Annotated in this window: 15 protein-coding genes; 3 read left to right on the forward strand and 12 right to left on the reverse strand. The window is 72.7% G+C overall.

All coding sequences use genetic code 11. The features are described 5' to 3' along the window. Positions 1-61: 61 nt before the first annotated feature. Both CYQ11_RS14610 and CYQ11_RS14615 read right to left on the reverse strand, forming a co-directional pair. Complete coding sequence (locus CYQ11_RS14610; protein WP_099200090.1) at positions 62-832, reverse strand: SRPBCC family protein; 771 nt, start codon at positions 830-832, stop codon at positions 62-64. Between the two features lie 78 nt (positions 833-910). After that, complete coding sequence (locus CYQ11_RS14615; protein WP_099200088.1) at positions 911-1,561, reverse strand: NAD(P)-dependent oxidoreductase; 651 nt, start codon at positions 1,559-1,561, stop codon at positions 911-913. A 92-nt stretch (positions 1,562-1,653) separates the two neighbouring features. On the opposite strand from CYQ11_RS14615, the gene CYQ11_RS14620 reads away from it, so the two are divergent. Beyond that, positions 1,654-2,556, forward strand: a complete 903-nt coding sequence (locus CYQ11_RS14620) for a helix-turn-helix domain-containing protein (RefSeq protein ID WP_099198198.1) — start codon at positions 1,654-1,656, stop codon at positions 2,554-2,556. Here the strand turns inward: CYQ11_RS14620 and CYQ11_RS14625 are convergent. The 3 genes from CYQ11_RS14625 to CYQ11_RS14635 form a co-directional block, all read right to left on the reverse strand. Continuing rightward, on the reverse strand, positions 2,541-4,103 hold the full coding sequence (locus tag CYQ11_RS14625) for a polyamine aminopropyltransferase (RefSeq protein ID WP_099200086.1): 1,563 nt from the start codon (positions 4,101-4,103) through the stop codon (positions 2,541-2,543). The genes CYQ11_RS14620 and CYQ11_RS14625 overlap by 16 nt on opposite strands. A gap of 74 nt (positions 4,104-4,177) precedes the next feature. After that, complete coding sequence (locus CYQ11_RS14630; RefSeq protein ID WP_099200085.1) at positions 4,178-4,696, reverse strand: DUF2617 family protein; 519 nt, start codon at positions 4,694-4,696, stop codon at positions 4,178-4,180. Positions 4,697-5,071: 375 nt separating this feature from the next. Then, positions 5,072-6,214 (reverse strand): aminotransferase class I/II-fold pyridoxal phosphate-dependent enzyme, encoded by a 1,143-nt coding sequence (locus CYQ11_RS14635; RefSeq protein WP_240003466.1) that lies wholly within the window; start codon positions 6,212-6,214, stop codon positions 5,072-5,074. Between the two features lie 375 nt (positions 6,215-6,589). On the opposite strand from CYQ11_RS14635, the gene CYQ11_RS14640 reads away from it, so the two are divergent. Then, entirely contained in the window at positions 6,590-7,723 is a 1,134-nt protein-coding gene (locus CYQ11_RS14640) for a hypothetical protein (protein WP_099197316.1), read from the forward strand. Between the two features lie 16 nt (positions 7,724-7,739). Here CYQ11_RS14640 and CYQ11_RS14645 read toward each other — a convergent pair whose 3' ends face one another. Both CYQ11_RS14645 and clpB read right to left on the reverse strand, forming a co-directional pair. Continuing rightward, complete coding sequence (locus CYQ11_RS14645; RefSeq protein ID WP_099197315.1) at positions 7,740-8,273, reverse strand: YbjN domain-containing protein; 534 nt, start codon at positions 8,271-8,273, stop codon at positions 7,740-7,742. 113 nt (positions 8,274-8,386) lie between these two features. Continuing rightward, the gene (clpB, locus tag CYQ11_RS14650) at positions 8,387-11,026 is read right to left on the reverse strand and encodes an ATP-dependent chaperone ClpB (protein WP_099200083.1); all 2,640 of its coding nucleotides are present in this window, start codon (positions 11,024-11,026) and stop codon (positions 8,387-8,389) included. 302 nt (positions 11,027-11,328) lie between these two features. Between clpB and CYQ11_RS14655 the strand changes: the two genes are divergently transcribed. Then, on the forward strand, positions 11,329-11,733 hold the full coding sequence (locus tag CYQ11_RS14655; protein WP_099200082.1) for a pyridoxamine 5'-phosphate oxidase family protein: 405 nt from the start codon (positions 11,329-11,331) through the stop codon (positions 11,731-11,733). On the opposite strand, the gene CYQ11_RS29535 is transcribed toward CYQ11_RS14655, so the two are convergent. From CYQ11_RS29535 to dnaK, 5 genes are all read right to left on the reverse strand, one after another. Next, positions 11,708-12,694 (reverse strand): endonuclease domain-containing protein, encoded by a 987-nt coding sequence (locus CYQ11_RS29535; RefSeq protein ID WP_240003465.1) that lies wholly within the window; start codon positions 12,692-12,694, stop codon positions 11,708-11,710. The genes CYQ11_RS14655 and CYQ11_RS29535 overlap by 26 nt on opposite strands. A 258-nt stretch (positions 12,695-12,952) precedes the next feature. Further along, positions 12,953-13,408: a heat shock protein transcriptional repressor HspR gene (locus CYQ11_RS14665; RefSeq protein ID WP_099200081.1), complete on the reverse strand. Its 456-nt coding sequence runs from the start codon at positions 13,406-13,408 to the stop codon at positions 12,953-12,955. Positions 13,409-13,413: 5 nt separating this feature from the next. Continuing rightward, positions 13,414-14,586, reverse strand: coding sequence for a molecular chaperone DnaJ (gene dnaJ, locus CYQ11_RS14670; RefSeq protein ID WP_099200080.1), 1,173 nt, complete (start codon positions 14,584-14,586; stop codon positions 13,414-13,416). A gap of 36 nt (positions 14,587-14,622) precedes the next feature. Then, positions 14,623-15,282 carry a nucleotide exchange factor GrpE gene (gene grpE, locus CYQ11_RS14675; RefSeq protein WP_099200079.1) on the reverse strand — a complete coding sequence of 220 codons (660 nt, stop codon included), beginning with the start codon at positions 15,280-15,282 and terminating at the stop codon, positions 14,623-14,625. Continuing rightward, positions 15,279-17,135 carry a molecular chaperone DnaK gene (gene dnaK / locus CYQ11_RS14680; RefSeq protein WP_099200078.1) on the reverse strand — a complete coding sequence of 619 codons (1,857 nt, stop codon included), beginning with the start codon at positions 17,133-17,135 and terminating at the stop codon, positions 15,279-15,281. The genes grpE and dnaK overlap by 4 nt, the downstream gene beginning before the upstream one ends. Between the last annotated feature and the right edge of the window lie 141 nt (positions 17,136-17,276).

The following is a 17,276-nucleotide window of genomic DNA, read 5'->3' on the forward strand; positions in this document are numbered from 1 at the left end:
TCGCTCACGTTCACGACATTAGGGGCTCCGGCCGTGGCGGTGCGCGCCGTTGCCGCGCCCGCTAGTGCTTGCGCCGCAGCACCCGGGTGACCACGACCGCGCCGGCCAGCGCGAGCGCCGCCGCGGGGGCCGCCCAGCGCAGCACGGCGGTGCCGGAGGTGGTCTCCGGGGCCGGGACGGGGGCGTAGCGGCCGCGGGGCGGGGCGTGGTCGACCTCTTCCGCACTGCGGCCGATCATGGTGCGGCGGGCGTGTGCCGCCTCGGCCGGCGGCTCGTCGTCCAGGGCGTCCCCGTCGAGGCCGTCCTCGGAGTCGTCGGAGTCCTCGGGGCCCATGTCGTCGGGGTCCTCCGGGTCGGCGGGCTCGCCCGGGGCCGGCGCGTCCAGCGACGGCAGCCGGACCTCGTCCTCGCGCAGCTCCTCCGCCAGCGCCGCCGCGAAGCGGTCCAGCAGCCGGCGGGCCGCCGACTCGGCCGTCTTCGCGTCGAACTCCGCGAGCCGGCCCGCGCCGCCGACCGTGCCCGTGCAGCTCAGCCGGGTGCCGCCCGGCATCTCCTCGGGCAGGGCGCTCAGCGCGATCGTCACCGTGCCGGACCCCCGCGCCTCCGTGCCCTCGCCGGACAGCTCGTAGACGCCGTCCCGCTCGGTCAGGCGCAGCGCTCCCCGGTAGGTGATCGTGGAACCGCCGATGCGCAGTCGCAGCCGCCCCGTGAGCGTGGTGCCGGCCGAAGCGTCCTGCTGCAGGCCGGGCACGCACCGCGCGACGCGCGCGGGATCGCTCAGGACCCGCCGCACCGCGCCGACGGGAAACGGAACGAACACCTCATGCTCCATAGCTAGCGAGCCTACCCACCGGGCCCCGCACCAGTACCCGCCCGGTCGACTCCGATCGAACTTTCCGTCAGAAGACGGTCAGTATCCGACCGTGAAGCGCTCACCCACGTGCTTCGGCGTCTCGATCTCGTCGACGAGCGCCACCGCGTAGTCCTCGGCGGAGATGCGGCTCACGCCCTGCTCGTCCACGACGAGGTCCTCCAGGGCCGTGCGGTACGCACCCGTGCGCTCGCCGGGCTCGATCGTGCCGGCGGGGCTGAGGTTGGTCCAGCGCACGTCGGACACCGTCCGGTAGTAGTCGAGCGCGTCGCCGTGCGCGTGCATGATCTGGAGCAGGAACTCGGGGATCCCCTCGGCGTCCCAGACCTTCGTGCCGGCGGGCGTGCGCAGGGAGCCCGCGCCGCCGACCGCGATGAGCCGCGGTGCCATGGCGCCGAGCGAGCGCACCCCGGCGACCAGGGACTTCGCCGCGGGCTCGATGGTCGCCACGTGACCGGGGCCGTCGCCGCCGCCCACCGCGCTGACCACCACGTCCTGGCCCTCGGCGGCGGCGGCCACCGACGCCGGGTCGAGCACGTCGCCGGTGGTGACCTTGAGTCCCGGGTGCCGCTCGGTGAGCTTGGCGGGGTCACGGACGACGGCCGTGACCTGGTGGCCGCGCTCCAGCGCCTCGCGCAGGACGCGGCTGCCGATCGTTCCGGTGGCGCCGAAGAGGGCGATCCTGACCATGGGTACTCCTGTTTATCGTTGAACCGTTCTTGTCCTTAATCACCACGCTAGGGGTGCGACCGGACGGCAGCCAGATAGGCTCGCGCCTGCTCATGGTGAAAAAACGACACGATGCCCCCGACGGCGAAGGCGGCGAGATCGTCGAACTCGCCTACGACGCCCCGCCCGGCACCCCCGCGGGCGTGGAGGTGCTGACCCTCGCCGAGCTGCGCGAGCGGGCCCCCGAAGGGCTGCTGCCCCGGCCGCAGCGGCTGGACTTCCACCAGATCGTCGCCGTGGACTCCGGCTCGGCCGTCCACACCGTGGACTTCACCGCGCACACCCTCGACGCCGGTTCCGTGCTGTGGGTCCGCCCCGGCCAGGTGCAGCAGTTCGGCGACGTCGCGGCCGTCGAGGGCACGGTCGTGCTCGTCCAGCCCGGCTTCCTGCCGCCGGGGACCGCCGTCTCGGAGGTGGCCGACGAACCGTTCCGGCCGGTGCTGTGGCGGCCCGTCGGCGACGACCGGGAGGCCGTCTTCTGCGCCGTGCGCCACCTGGCCACCGACTTCCGCACCGGAAGCCGGCTGCCGCCCGGCATCCACGCCGACGTCCTGCGCCACCTGCTGTCCGTGCTGGTGCTGCGCCTCGCACACGGCACCGCCGCCGCGAGCGGTGTCCCGGCACCCGCCGAGGCGTTCGTCCGGTTCCGCGCCGCCGTCGAGCGCGGCTTCGCCACCCGCCACCGGGTCGCGGACTACGCCCGTGAGCTCGGCTACGCCCCCCGCACCCTCACGCGGGCGACGCTGGCGGCGGCCGGGGTGGGCGCGAAGGAGTTCATCGACCGGCGCGTGATGCTGGAGGCCAGACGGCTGCTGGCGCACAGCGACCTGCCCGCCGCCCGGATCGCCGGGCAGCTGGGCTTCGACGACGCCGCCAACTTCTCGAAGTTCTTCCACCACCGGGCCGGTGACTCCCCCGGCGCCTTCCGGCGCCGTCACCGCTACGGCTCGCCGTAGCGGGGATGCATGAGCGTCGACGGCGGCGGCGACGGCTGCCGTCCGCGCTCGGCGGCCCACGCCAGCCGGCGCAACCGGTGCGGCGTGAGGGTGCGCAGCGCCGGACGCGCCTCCGGCAGTCGCAGCGGGGCGGGCGAGCGGGAGGCGAGCAGCAGCCCCCAGTCCTGCCGCCGGGTGTCCCTGGCCGGCGGCGCCATGACCCGGTAGGGCTCGGTCGCCAGCCCCACGGAGCGGACCGTGGCGTCCACGGTCCAGAAGGTGTGCGGGCGGGCCGACAGGTCACCGCCGTGGATCGCCAGGCGCCCGCCGGGGGCGAGGGAGCGCGTGACGAGGCCGTAGAACTCCTGCGAGTACAGCTTGGCGCTGGGCGTGACGCCGGGGTCGGGCAGGTCGGAGACCACCACGTCGTACGGGCCCGCCTCCTGCCCGCGCGAGGAGCGCAACCAGTCGAACGCGTCGGCGGTGACGACCCGCACGCGCGGGTCGCGGTAGGCGGCGCCGTTGAGGGCCACCAGGTCCCGGTCGGCGCGGGCCAGCCGCAGGACGGCCGCGTCCTCCTCGACGACCGTCACCGAGGCGACGTCCGGATAGCGCAGGACCTCCCGCACGGCGAGGCCGTCACCGCCGCCCAGGACGAGGACGCGACGGTGCGGGCCGGCCATCGCGGGGTGGACGAGCGCCTCGTGGTAGCGGCAGTCGTCGTTGCCGCTGACCCTCAGCCGGCCGTCGAGGAAGAGCGAGAGCGGCTGGCCGCTCGCGCCGCCCCCGGTGAGCACGACCTCCTGGACGTCGGAGTGGACGGCCACCTTGACCTCGGCCCCGTACACCGCCTGCCGCGCGGCCCGCTCGAACGGACCGGTGAGCGCCGAGCAGACGCCCAGCAGCGCCAGGACCAGCGCGTTCACCGCGACGAGCAGCCACAGCGCCCGTACGGTCAGGTCGCGCCGGAAGAGCCAGAGCACGAGCACCCCGCCGGCGACGGCGTTGACCGCGCCCGTGACCAGGGCACCCGTCAACTGCCCCAGCACCGGCAGCAGCAGGAAGGGGAAGGCGAGCCCGCCGACCAGCGCGCCCACGTAGTCGGCGGCGAACAGGTCGGCGACCGCGCCGCCCGCGTCCTGCCGGCGGATGCGCTGGATGAGGGTCATCAGGAGCGGCACCTCGGCACCGATCAGCACGCCGATCGCCAGCGAGAAACCCACCAGCGCCAGACGGGCCTGCCCGAACCAGGCGAAGCAGGCGTAGAGCGCCATGGCGGACAGCCCGCCGGTCAGGGCCAGCACCGCCTCGATCGCCGCGAAGCCGAGGGCCGCGCGGGCCCGCAGGCGCTTGGCGAGCAGGGAGCCGACACCCATGGCGAAGACCATGACGGAGAGGACGACGGACGCCTGGGTGACGGAGTCGCCGATCAAGTAGGAGGCCAGGGCGACCAGTTCCAGCTCGTACACCAGGCCGCAGGCGGCGCAGATGAAGACGGTGGTGAGGACGAGGAGGCGGCCGAGCTCGGCCGGTACGGGCAGCCGCGCCGGCACCGGGCGGGGAACCATGCGGGAACGCTACGTCACGAGTCGGCACCCCCTTGTCACCCACACGGGTTCAATGCTCCGTCGCCGGGTGACCGTCACAGGGGGGCGGTCATGCGCACGCCCACCCGGGTCCGGGTGGTGACCAGGCGTCTTTCCTGCGGATAGGCGTGCCAGGTGCGCCAACTCATCTGGCCGTCGGACCGCTGGGCGAGCAGCGCCGTGAAGGCGTGCGGGCTGCCGGGAAACGTTCCGGCCAGGCCGTGGGGGTGCTCGGCGACCAGCGCCAGCAGCTCCTGCGCGCGCCCCGCGAAGGAACAGGGCGAGAGCGTCTCGACGCGCGCGGCGAATTCGTACTCCCATGCGCCGACCCGCTTGGCCACGCCCAGGGGCAGCGGGGTCTGGCTGCCGGGTATGCAGGCGACGGTCTCCGAACAGAGACCGTCGTCCTCTTCGAGTATGACCTGGTGGGAGGCGCCCAGCAGGCGCAGTTGCACGGCGGATCCCGCCAGGTGGAGGTCGAGGACGGCCAGCGCGGGAAGGGGTTCCTTCCCCAGACACCAGGCGAGGTCCGCGGCGCGGGTATCGGTGTAGGCGGTCTTGAGGGTGGTGAGCATGGGTCGGCTCCGCGAGCGAGCAGTGGAGGGTGGGCCGGCCCGCCCCGAGGAGGACCAGATTCCTTTCGAGTGCGCCGGCTCATGCCCACATTCGAGGCTCCTCGTTTCCGTTCTTCCGTTCGTTCCGTTCGCGCCGATCCGGCGGATGCGATTCCGGGCTTCCGGGGAATCCGAGGAGTTGTCTCTCAACGTGGCTCTGAAAGAGAGGGAATCACGAAAGGACGGCGCCCACAGCGGTTTTACCCATCATCTGCAACTTTCCATCCACGCGAGGGCCATGCAGTTCAAATGTTCAACAGACCGGCGTGCGGCGGATTCGAAAGGTCCGCCGCACGCATATGCGGCCGGTCATGGGCCACTTGCACAATCGCCTGATCAAACCGCGCTGACCAGCTTCTCCACGGCCTCGGCCACCGACTTCTCCCGCTTGCAGAAGGAGAAACGCACCAGATAGGAGGGGGCGTCGGGGCGCAACTGGAAGGCGGACGTGGGAATTGCCACCACCCCGGCGCGCAAAGGGAGTTCACGGCAGAAACGCACGCCGTCCGCGTGCCCCCACGCGCGGATGTCCGCCTGCACGAAATAACCGGCTTCCGCGCGATAGGGCCGCAATCCGGCCCTGGCGAGCCCCTCGCTCAACACGTCCCGGTTGCGCCGCAGCGTCGTCCGCAGCTCCGCGGCCCACGCCTCCACGCCCCCCAGGGCCCGCGCGAGCGCCTCCTGGTAGGGCGTGCCGGAGGCGTAGGTGAGGAACTGCTTCGCCGACCCCACCGCCGCCACCAGGTCCGCCGGGCCGCACACCCAGCCGACCTTCCAGCCGGTGACGTTGAAGGTCTTGCCCGCCGAGGAGATCGTGAGCGTCCGCTCCCGCATCCCCGGCAGGGCTGCGATCGTCCGGTGCTCGCCGCCGTCGTAGACCAGGTGCTCGTAGACCTCGTCGGTCACCACCGTCAGGTCGTGCTCCCGGCAGACCTCCGCCACGGCGGCCAGCTCGTCGGCCGTGAACACCTTCCCGGTGGGGTTGTGCGGCGTGTTGAGCAGCAGGACGCGCGTGCGCGGGGTCACCGCCGACCGCAGCGCGTCGGCGTCCAGCACGAAGCCCGTCGCCCGCCCCGTGGTGTCCTCGGCCAGCGGCACGGGCACCAGGTGGGCGCCCGCCAGGCGCGCCCCGGCGGGATAGGCGTCGTAGCACGGGTCGAAGGCGATGACCTCGTCGCCCGGATCGCACAGCGCCAGCAGCGCCGCCGCCAGCGCCTCCGTGGCACCGGTGGTCACCAGCACCTCGCCCTGCGGCGTGTAGTCCAGGCCGTACCGCCTGCGCTGGTGCGCGGCGACCGCCTCGCGCAGCGCCGGGAAGCCGTGGGCGGGCGGGTACTGGTTGCCGCCCGCGAGGACCGCGTCCGCCACCTCCCGCAACAGCGGCGCGGGACCGTCCAGCTCCGGCACGCCCTGGCCCAGGTTGACCGCCCCGGTGCTCCGCGCCAGCTCGGTCATCTCCGTGAAGACCGACGTGCCCATTCCCCGCACCCGCGCCGCCGGGCCCCACACGTTTTCCCTGACCATCCCGATCCCGCTTTCCCTCGGTCCCACGCCAGTTCAGCCGATCGGGCTCACCCTAGGCCCGTGCGCTCGGCAGGCGCACGGCCCCGGCACACCCACCGGTCCGGGCGCGCTCCGACACACCGGCGTGCGCCCGAGCGGGTGGAAGGCGCACCGCTTACGGGCGTTCCTGGTCGCGCGCACGAGGCACGGGCCGCATGGTCGGTATGCCCCCACCGTCCCGCACAGCACCGGAGGTGCCCCGTGTCCGCCGGCCCGGCCGTTCAAGGAGACGCAGCACCCGTCCGAACGCCCCAACCACGCCGTGCCCCCGGCAGCGGGCACGCCGACCGCGTGGACCGGGTGCGCGAAGCACTGCGCCGGGCCCTGCCGGCACTCGGGATGTACGCCGCCGCGCGGCTGACCGGGATGACGGTCATGGCCGCGTGGGCGTGGTGGATCGGCAAGCACCCGCGCACGCTGCTGGGCCACCTCTGGGACGGCATCTGGTACACCGGCATCGCCCGCAACGGCTACGGCCTGGTCCTGCCCTCCCCCACCACCAAGGGCGTCATCTTCAACGACCTCGCCTTCTTCCCGCTCTACCCCGGCCTGGTGCGGGCCGTGGCGACGGTGCTGCCGCTGACGGTCGTCAGCGCGGGCCTGCTGGTCGCCTGGGCCTCGGCGGCCCTCGCCGCCTGGGGCGTCTACGCGGTGGGCGAGCGGCTGTACGGGCGGCGGGCAGGGACGTTCCTGGTGCTGCTGTGGGGGCTGCTGCCGCACGCGATCGTGCAGACCATGGCCTACACCGAGTCCCTGATGACGGCGCTGGCCGCGTGGGCGCTCTACGCCCTGCTCACGGGCCGGTGGCTGTGGGCGGGGGGCCTGGCGCTGCTGGCGGGGCTGTCACGGCCCAACGCCATCGCCGTCGCCGCCGCCGTCTGGTGCGCCGTCGCGCTGGCGCTGTGGCGGGATGCGCGGACCCGGCGGGACTGGCGGCCGTGGGCGGCGGCGGGTCTGGCCCCGCTGGGCTGGGCCGGCTACGTCCTGTGGGCGGGCGTCCGCTCGGGCGACGGCCCGCTGGGCTACTTCGCGGTGCAGCGGCGGTGGGGGTCGCGCTTCGACTTCGGGCGGGACGCCTTCCGGTTCGTCCGGCACCTGATCGTCGCCCGGGACTACCTGGCCTACTACGCGACCGTGGCCGTCCTGGCCGTGGCGCTGCTGGCGCTCCTCCACCTGGCCCTGCACCGGCCGCCCGCGCCGCTGCTGGTGTACGTGCTGGTGCTGGTCGTCATCGCGGTGGGCGGCTCCAGCTACTTCGCCTCCAAGCCGCGGTTCCTGCTGCCGGCCTTCCCGCTGCTCGTCCCGGCGGCCATGGCGATGGCGAAAGCCCGGCCCCGCACGCTCGCCGTGACGGCGGGCGCGCTGGCCGGGCTGTCGTTCTTCTACGGGACCTATCTGCTGGCCGTGGCCAGGGTCCCCATGTGAGCCCCGGGCGGGACGCTCAGGCCTCGTCGTCCGGCTTGTCGTCGCCGGACTCGATGTCGGCCTCCAGGCCGAGCTGCTCGACGAGCCACTTGTCGAACTCGATCGAGGCCCGCACCCAGCTGACCGTGCTGGACACGAAGTGCTCCAGGGACACCCCGACGCCGATCAGCATCTGCGCCTCGCCGATGAGGCGGACGGTGCCGTCGTCGTGGGTGTGCGTGTAGACCTTCGGCCACAGCGTGCGACGGTTCCAGTCGTCGATCACCTCGAGGAGCTTGGACTTCTCATCGATGCCGTGCGGGCGGTCGTAGAACGTCCGCACGGAGAAGACCTGCTGCTCGTCCTCGCCGCGGAACATGAAGTACGTGCGGAACTGCTCCCACGGGGCGGCGAGGTCGCCCTCGTCGTCCACGACGTACTTCAGCTCCATCTGCTCGAGGAGCTGCTTGACCAGGTCCTGGTCGGGGATGACGGGACCGCTCGGGCCCGCCTCGGGCTGCGGTTCGGGCTGGCCCCCGAAATTAGGAATCGAGGACGGGTCGATGCTCACCGGTTCTTCCCTTCGTACGGTCTCCCGCCATCCTCCCTCACACAGGCCCCCGGGCCGCAACCCCTCGCGCGGGGTGATCCGCCCGGGGACCCGTTTGGGCTGGTTGCCCTGGCCTAACGGCGGGCGGTGACCACGAGCCCGTCGGCGCCGTCCGGCGCCCGGTCCACCACGACCGTGTCGCCGTCGCGGACGTCGCCGGCCAGGATCGCGCGGGCCAGCTGATCGCCGATGGCGGTCTGCACCAGCCGGCGCAGCGGCCGGGCGCCGTAGGTGAGGTCGGGCGCGGCGCCGCCCTCCGCCTCCGGTTCGTGACCCAGGGTGGCCAGCCAGCCGAGCGCCGCGTCGGCGACCTCGAGCGTGAGCCGGCGGTCGGCGAGACGGCGCTGGAGGTGGCCGATCTGGATCCTTGCGATCCGCTCCAGTTGCTCGGCGCCGAGGGGGTGGAAGACGACCACGTCGTCGAGCCGGTTCAGGAACTCGGGCCGGAACGAGGCCCGGACGATCTCCAGCACCTTCTCCCGCTTCTGCTCCTCCTTCAGCAGCGGGTCGACGAGGAAGACCGAGCCGAGGTTGGAGGTCAGGATCAGGATGGTGTTGCGGAAGTCCACCGTCCTGCCCTGGCCGTCGGTGAGCCGGCCGTCGTCGAGGACCTGGAGGAGGATGTCGAAGACCTCGTGGTGGGCCTTCTCCACCTCGTCCAGCAGGACCACGCTGTACGGGCGGCGGCGCACGGCCTCGGTGAGCTGGCCGCCCTCCTCGTAGCCGACGTAGCCGGGCGGGGCGCCGACCAGCCGGGCGACGGAGTGCTTCTCGCCGTACTCGCTCATGTCGATGCGGACCATGGCCCGCTCGTCGTCGAAGAGGAAGTCGGCGAGCGCCTTGGCCAGCTCGGTCTTGCCGACGCCGGTCGGGCCGAGGAAGAGGAACGAGCCCGTCGGCCGGTCGGGGTCGGCGATGCCGGCCCGCGAGCGGCGCACGGCGTCGGAGACGGCGCGGACGGCCTCGGCCTGGCCGATCAGCCGCTTGCCGATCTCGTCCTCCATGCGCAGGAGCTTCTGGGTCTCGCCCTCCAGAAGGCGGCCGGCGGGGATGCCGGTCCAGGAGGCGACGACGTCGGCGATGTCGTCCGGGCCGACCTCCTCCTTGACCATGAGGTCCTTGGCCGCGGCCTCCTGCTCCGCCGCGGCCTCGGCCTGCGCGGCCTCCTCCAGCTCCCGCTCGACGCCGGGGATCTCGCCGTAGAGCAGCTTGGAGGCGGTGTCGAAGTCGCCGTCGCGCTGGGCGCGCTCGGCCTGCACCCGCAGCTCGTCCAGGCGCTCCTTCAGCTCACCGACCCGGTTGAGGGACTGCTTCTCCTTCTCCCAGCGGGCGGTCAGGCCCCGCAGCTCCTCCTCCTTGTCGGCGAGGTCGCGGCGCAGCTTGGCCAGCCGCTCCTTGCTGGCCTCGTCGGACTCGTTCCGCAGGGCCAGCTCCTCCATCTTCAGCCGGTCGACGGCGCGCTGGAGTTCGTCGATCTCCACGGGTGAGGAGTCGATCTCCATGCGCAGCCGCGAGGCGGCCTCGTCGACGAGGTCGATGGCCTTGTCGGGCAGGAAGCGGGAGGTGATGTACCGGTCGGAGAGGGTCGCGGCGGCGACCAGCGCGGAGTCGGCGATCTGCACCTTGTGGTGCGCCTCGTAACGCCCCTTGAGCCCGCGGAGGATGGCGATGGAGTCCTCGACGGTCGGCTCGGCGACCAGCACCTGCTGGAAGCGGCGCTCCAGGGCGGCGTCCTTCTCGATCCGCTCGCGGTACTCGTCGAGCGTGGTGGCGCCGACCATGCGCAGCTCGCCGCGTGCGAGCATGGGCTTGAGCATGTTGCCCGCGTCCATGGCGGAGTCCCCGCCGGCGCCGGCGCCCACGACGGTGTGCAGCTCGTCGATGAAGGTGATGATCTGCCCGTCGCTGGCCTTGATCTCGGCCAGGACGGTCTTGAGCCGCTCCTCGAACTCGCCGCGGTACTTCGCGCCCGCGACCATCGCGCCGAGGTCGAGGGCGACCAGGCGCTTGTTCTTCAGCGACTCGGGGACGTCGCCCTTCACTATCCGCTGGGCGAGGCCCTCGACGACGGCGGTCTTGCCGACGCCGGGCTCGCCGATGAGGACGGGGTTGTTCTTGGTGCGCCGCGAGAGCACCTGCACGACGCGGCGGATCTCGTGGTCCCGCCCGATGACGGGGTCGAGCCTGCCCTCCCGGGCGGCCGCGGTGAAGTCCGTGCCGAACTTCTCCAGCGCCTTGTAGGTGCCCTCCGGGTCCGCGGTGGTCACCCGCTGCCCGCCCCGCGCGGCCTCGAAGGCGGCCAGCAGCTTCCTGGCCGAGGCGCCCTGCTGGTCCAGCAGCTCACCGGTGCGGCCGCCCTTGGCCGCGAGGCCGATGAGCAGGTGCTCGGTGGAGATGAACTCGTCGCCGAGGTCGCGCGCCCGCTCGGAGGCGTCCGCCAGCGCGGCCATCAGCTCCCGGTTGGGCTGCGGGGGCGCCACGGTGGACCCCTGGGCACTCGGGAGCCCGGCCAGCAGCCTCTCGCCACCCGAGCGCAGGGCCGCCGCGTCGGCCTCGACGGCGGCGAGCAGGTCCATCACGTTCTCGTTGTCCCGGCCGGCGAGCAGCGCCAGCAGCAGGTGGGCGGGCGTCATATCGGCGTGCCCGGCCGACACCGCCCGGTCGTTCGCGGCGCTGAGTGCCTCGCGGCTCTTGTTGGTCAGCTCGGCATCCACGGTGTCGGGCTCCTCCTCGTGCTCACGGTCATGTCCTGCTTGAGGGAACGTGCGATAAGTTGAGTCTATTCCACTCAACCCTGTCCGCGCAGCCCCCATGCCCGGGAAATCCGGGCATTCCCCGCCTCCACCCCGGGACTCTCCTATGGTCCGGCGCCTCAGGGGTCACCGCCCCCTGAGCCGCGCGGCCGCCGGCGCCCCGCCCCCCAGGACGGCGCCCTCACCGGCCCCCGCGCCCGCCGCCCCGGCGAGCGAGGCGAACCCCCACCCGCGCGGCCGCGCCCTCCCCTAACCTGAGCCCCATGGCGATCGACCCCCGCAACCCCGACCCCGCCTACGCGGCCTTCTGGCGCGAGCGGCACGTGTGCACCCTGACCACCCCCCGCCCGGACGGCTCCCCGCACGTCGTCCCTGTCGGCGTGACCTACGACCCCGCAACGGGAACCGCCCGCGTCATCACCGGCAAGGACAGCCGCAAGGTCGCCAACGTCCAGGCCGCCGGCCCGGACGGCGCCCGCGTCGCCGTGTGCCAGATGGAGGGCAAGCGCTGGGCCACGCTCGAAGGCCGTGCAGTCGTCCGCACCGAGGCCGACGTCGTCGCCGACGCGGTCGAGCGCTACGCCGTGCGCTACGGCCGCACCCCGCGCCCCAACCCCGACCGCGTCGTCATCGAGATCACCGTCACCCGGGCGATGGGCCGGGGCTGACGACCGCCGGCGGGCCGCGCCGGACGGCCAGGGCCTGCCGGATGTCCCGGATCATCCCCTCCGGCCGGCGGTAGACGTCGGCCGTGGTGAACCGCAGGATCCGCCGGACCTCCGGGCACGTCGCCAGGTCGTTGAACCGCAGGACGTCCCGCTGGTGCTGGGCCCTGGTGCCGTGCCACTCATAGCCCTCGACCTCCACGACCAGGCCCTGCGCCCGGAAGAGGAAGTCCGGGTACACGCGCCGCCCCGTCACGGGCGACACGAGCGGCACCTGCGTCTCCGGACACAGCCCGGCGTCGCGCATCCGCAGCCTCGCCACCGTCTCGGCCGGGGACCCCGACCGGGGGTCCGCCATGGCCAGCCACCACGCCGCCGTCCTGGCGCCCCGCAGCTCCGGGGCCGCGGTCAGGGCCCGCCCGATCGCGTCGAGCGGGGCGAGCGGCGGCCGGCGCGCACCGCGCTGCTCCACCCCTGTGCCGTGCCGCCAGCCCAAGGCCGAGTCGACCGCCACCAGGGCGTCGTCACGCGGCCCGGTGCGCAGCAGGTCCGCCATGGTCCGCGCGACCATGGTCGTTCTCAGCCCGGCCACCGTGGTCACCTCGTCCTCACCGAGCGGCAGCCGGTGCACCACCCCGCTCCTGACGGCCGCGCAGGCCGCCCCCGGCGGCGCGATGAAGTCGACGCGCTCGACGCGCGTCTCGACGCCGTGCAGCATCGCGGCCGCCCAGTGGCTCACCACCAGGACGGGCCGCAGCAGTTGATGGAGCCACAGCCACTGGCGCACACCCATCGCCCGCCCCGGTTCGAGCCAGGCGCCGGGCTGGATCCGCGCCCATCCGCACCGGCCCAGCAGGCGGCGCAACCGCGGCCGCGTCCACCCTCCCTCCCCCGCCTGCGCGGTGAGCAGCACCCCGCCCTGACCACCGGCCAGGGCCCGCCACATCGTGTCATCCCCCGTCACACTCCGTAGTGTCCCTGCTTCGCGCCGCCCCCACCAGTCCTGTGGATAACTACGGATGACTCCGCGAAACCCCACGTCGGGCGGCCCCACGTCGGGCGGCGTTCGGCCACCGGGAGGGCGGCCCAGGTGCGCGGGGCACTCGTGGAGGCACCGGCCCCGCCCGGCCCGCCGCAGCGGCCGCGCCGCGGATACGGCGAGGGGCCGGAAAGGCTCTCGCCCTTCCGGCCCCTCGCCGAGAACTCCAGGTCCCGCGGAGCGTCAGTGCTCCCTGTCCCGCCGCGGCCGCCACACCACCAGCGCGCTCGCCTGCTGGACGTCCTGGTACGGCACCAGGTCCCGGCGGTACGAGGCGTGGACCGCCGCCTCGGCCTGCTGCATGGCGGTGGTCGCGCCCTCGACCACCTGCTGGAGCTCGGCGACGCGCGCCGACAGCGCGGCCACCTGGTTCTCCAGCTCGATGATGCGCTTGATGCCGGCCAGGTTGATGCCCTCGTCCTGGCTCAGCTGCTGCACCTGGCGGAGCAGTTCGATGTCCCGCGCCGAATAGCGCCGGCCGCGCCCGGCCGTGCGGTCCGGGGAGACCAGGCCGAGGCGGTCGTACTGCCGCAGGGTCTGCGGGTGCAGGCCCGACAGCTGTGCCGCCACGGAGATGACGTAGACCGGCGACTCGTCGGTCAGCTCGTACGGATTGCGCCGGCGGCCCACACCTTCCATGGGGGTCACTCTCCCTTCGCGGCCTGGAACAGTTCTGCCCGCGGGTCCTCACCCGCCGTGGCCTCGCGGTAGGTCTCCAGGGCTTCCCGGGCCTTGTCCCCGAGGCTCTGGGGCACGGCCACCTCGACGGTCACGAGGAGGTCGCCGCGGGTGCCGTCCTTGCGCACGGCGCCCTTGCCCCTGGCCCGCATCGTACGACCGCCCGGCGTGCCCGGCGGCAGCTTGAGCGTCACCGGCGGGCCGCCGAGCGTGGGGACCTTCACCTCGCCACCCAGCGCCGCCTCCACGAAGGTGACGGGCACGGTGACGGTGAGGTTGTCGCCCTTGCGGCCGAAGACCGGGTGCGAGCCGACGTGGACGATGACGTAGAGGTCGCCGGCCGGACCGCCGCGCTCACCCGGGGCGCCCTTGCCGCGCAGCCGGATCCGCTGGCCGTCCAAGACGCCGGCCGGGATGCGGACCTGCATCGTGCGGGAGGACTTGGCCCGGCCGCTGCCGTTGCAGACGTCGCAGGGGTGCTCGGGGATCAGCCCGCGCCCCCGGCAGTCGGGGCAGGGGTCGGTCAGCGAGAAGCCGCCGCCCGCGCCGCGCGACACCTGGCCGGTGCCGACGCAGGTGGGGCAGACGCGCGGCGTACCGTTCTTGTCGCCCGTGCCCGAGCACGCCTTGCAGGCCGCCGAGGAGGACATCCGGAGCGGGACCGTGGCCCCCTCCACCGCCTCGGCGAAGCTCAGCGAGACCTCGGACTCGACGTCCTGGCCGCGGCGCGGCTGGGTGCGGGTCGTCGTGCCCCGGTTGAAGAGGCCGCCGAAGACGTCGCCCAGACCGCCGCCGAAGCCGCCCGCTCCCGCTCCGCCCTGGGCGCCCCCGAAGAGGTCGCCCAGGTCGAAGTTGAAGGAGCCGCCGGCACCGCCCGGCCCGGGACGGAAGCCGCCGTTGCCGAACAGGGCGCGCGCCTCGTCGTACTCCTTGCGGCGCTTGGGGTCGGCGAGGACGTCGTTCGCCTCGGAGATCTCCTTGAAGCGCTCCTCGGCCGAGGCGTCGCCCTTGTTGGCGTCCGGGTGGAACTCGCGGGCGAGCTTCCGGTACGCCTTCTTGATCTCCGCCTCGGTGGCGTCCTTGGGGACGCCGAGGACCTTGTACAGATCCTTCTCCAGCAAGTCCCTGCTCAGGCTCATCCTCGACGTCCCTCCTTCCTCGTGCTCCGCCCTGCGTCAGCCCTCGTCCGGGCCACCGCTCTCCTCGTCCGACGCCTCGTCCTCGGCCTTGCCCTGGGCACCCGGCTGCGGCTCGGCCACCGCGACCCGCGCGGGGCGGATCGTGCGCTCGCCGATGCGATACCCCGGCTGCAGGATCTGCACGCACGTGGTCTCGGTGACGTCCGGCGCGTAGCTGTGCATCAGCGCCTCGTGCACCAGCGGGTCGAAGGGCTCGCCCTCCTTGCCGAACTGCTGCAGGCCCATCTTGGCGACGACCGTCTCCAGCGACTCGGCGACGGACTTGAAGCCGCCGACGAGCTCGCCGTGGTCACGGGCGCGGCCGATGTCGTCGAGGGTGGGGAGGAGCTCGGACAGGAGGTTCGCGACGGCGATCTCCTTGACCGTGACCCGGTCCCGCTCCACCCGGCGACGGTAGTTCTGGTACTCGGCCTGGAGCCGCTGGAGGTCCCCGGTGCGCTCGGTGAGCGCGGCCTGGGCCTGGTCCAGCTGTGCCTGGAGGCCTACCTCGACCAGTTCTTCACCGGACGCGGCCGGGCCGGCCGGGCCCGCCTTGTCGGCGGACCCGGCGGCCTGCGCCGCGTCGTCGGGGGTCGTGGCGTCGGAGGGGCCTTCAGGCTTCTCGTTCTCGTTGAAGCCCGGGGTCTCCTCCGTCACGCCGACGCACCGCCCTTCGGCTTCTCGTCGTCCACGATCTCGGCGTCGACGACGTCGTCCTCGGCCTTGGCCTGCTGGCCGGCGTCGGCGCCCGCGGCACCGGCGGCGCCCTGCGCGGCCTGGGCGTCGGCGTACATGGCCTGGCCGAGCTTCTGGCTGACCGCGGCGACCTTCTCGGTCGCGGTGCGGATCTCGGCGGTGTCCTCGCCCTTGAGCTTCTCCTTCAGCTCGGACACGGCGGTCTCGACCTCGGTCTTGACCTCGCCGGGGACCTTGTCCTCGTTGTCCTTGAGGAACTTCTCGGTCTGGTAGACCAGCTGCTCGCCCTGGTTGCGGGTCTCGGCGGCCTCGCGGCGGCGGTGGTCCTCCTCCGCGTACTGCTCGGCCTCCTGGCGCATGCGGTCGACCTCGTCCTTGGCGAGCGAGGAGCCGCCGGTGACGGTCATCTTCTGCTCCTTGCCCGTGCCCAGGTCCTTCGCGGTCACGTGCATGATGCCGTTGGCGTCGATGTCGAAGGAGACCTCGATCTGCGGGACGCCACGCGGGGCCGGCGGCAGGCCGGTCAGCTCGAACATGCCGAGCTTCTTGTTGTACGCCGCGATCTCGCGCTCGCCCTGGTAGACCTGGATCTGCACGGACGGCTGGTTGTCCTCGGCCGTCGTGAAGATCTCGGAGCGCTTGGTCGGGATCGTGGTGTTGCGCTCGATCAGCTTGGTCATGATGCCGCCCTTGGTCTCGATGCCGAGGGACAGCGGGGTCACGTCGAGGAGCAGGACGTCCTTGACCTCACCCTTGAGGACACCGGCCTGGAGCGAGGCGCCGATGGCGACGACCTCGTCCGGGTTCACACCCTTGTTGGCCTCCTTGCCGCCGGTCAGCTCCTTGACGAGCTCGGCGACGGCGGGCATGCGGGTGGAGCCGCCGACCAGGACCACGTGGTCGATCTCGGACAGGCTGATGCCCGCGTCCTTGATGACGTTGTGGAAGGGGGTCTTGCAGCGCTCGAGCAGGTCCGCGGTCAGCTGCTGGAACTGGGCGCGCGTGAGCTTCTCGTCCAGGTGCAGCGGGCCCTCGGCGGACGCCGTGATGTAGGGCAGGTTGATCGAGGTCTCGGTGGACGAGGACAGCTCGATCTTCGCCTTCTCGGCGGCCTCGCGCAGACGCTGGAGCGCCATCTTGTCCTTGGACAGGTCCACGCCGTGGCCGGAGTGGAACTGCTTGACCAGGTAGTCGACGACGCGCTGGTCCCAGTCGTCACCACCGAGGTGGTTGTCACCGTTGGTGGCCTTGACCTCGACCACGCCGTCGCCGATCTCGAGCAGCGAGACGTCGAAGGTGCCGCCACCGAGGTCGAAGACGAGAATGGTCTGGTCGTCCTTGTCGAGACCGTAGGCCAGGGCGGCCGCGGTGGGCTCGTTGACGATGCGCAGGACGTTCAGACCCGCGATCTCACCGGCCTCCTTGGTGGCCTGGCGCTCGGAGTCGTTGAAGTACGCCGGGACGGTGATGACCGCGTCGACGACCTTCTCGCCCAGGTAGGCCTCGGCGTCCCGCTTGAGCTTCTGCAGGATGAAGGCGCTCATCTGCTGCGGGTTGAAGTCCTTGCCGTCCAGGTTGATCTTCCAGTCGGTGCCCATGTGGCGCTTGACCGACCGGATGGTCCTGTCGACGTTGGTGACGGCCTGGCGCTTGGCGACCTCGCCGACCAGCACCTCGCCGTTCTTGGCGAAGGCGACGACGGACGGCGTGGTCCTGGCGCCCTCGGCGTTGGTGATGACGGTGGGCTCACCGCCCTCGAGAACACTGACGACGGAGTTCGTCGTACCCAGGTCGATGCCGACCGCACGTGCCATGTCGATTCCTCCAGCTGACTTGAGTGGAACAGACTCAAGGGTGCAGCACCGATCCGAACCTGTCAACAGACCTGAGTGGAGGCGACTCAAGTCTTATGCGGGGCTTATGCGCAGCCGCACGGCGAGGGCGGGCACCGAGGC

The sequence above is a fragment of the Streptomyces cinnamoneus genome (assembly GCF_002939475.1).
Taxonomy (GTDB): domain Bacteria; phylum Actinomycetota; class Actinomycetes; order Streptomycetales; family Streptomycetaceae; genus Streptomyces; species Streptomyces cinnamoneus_A.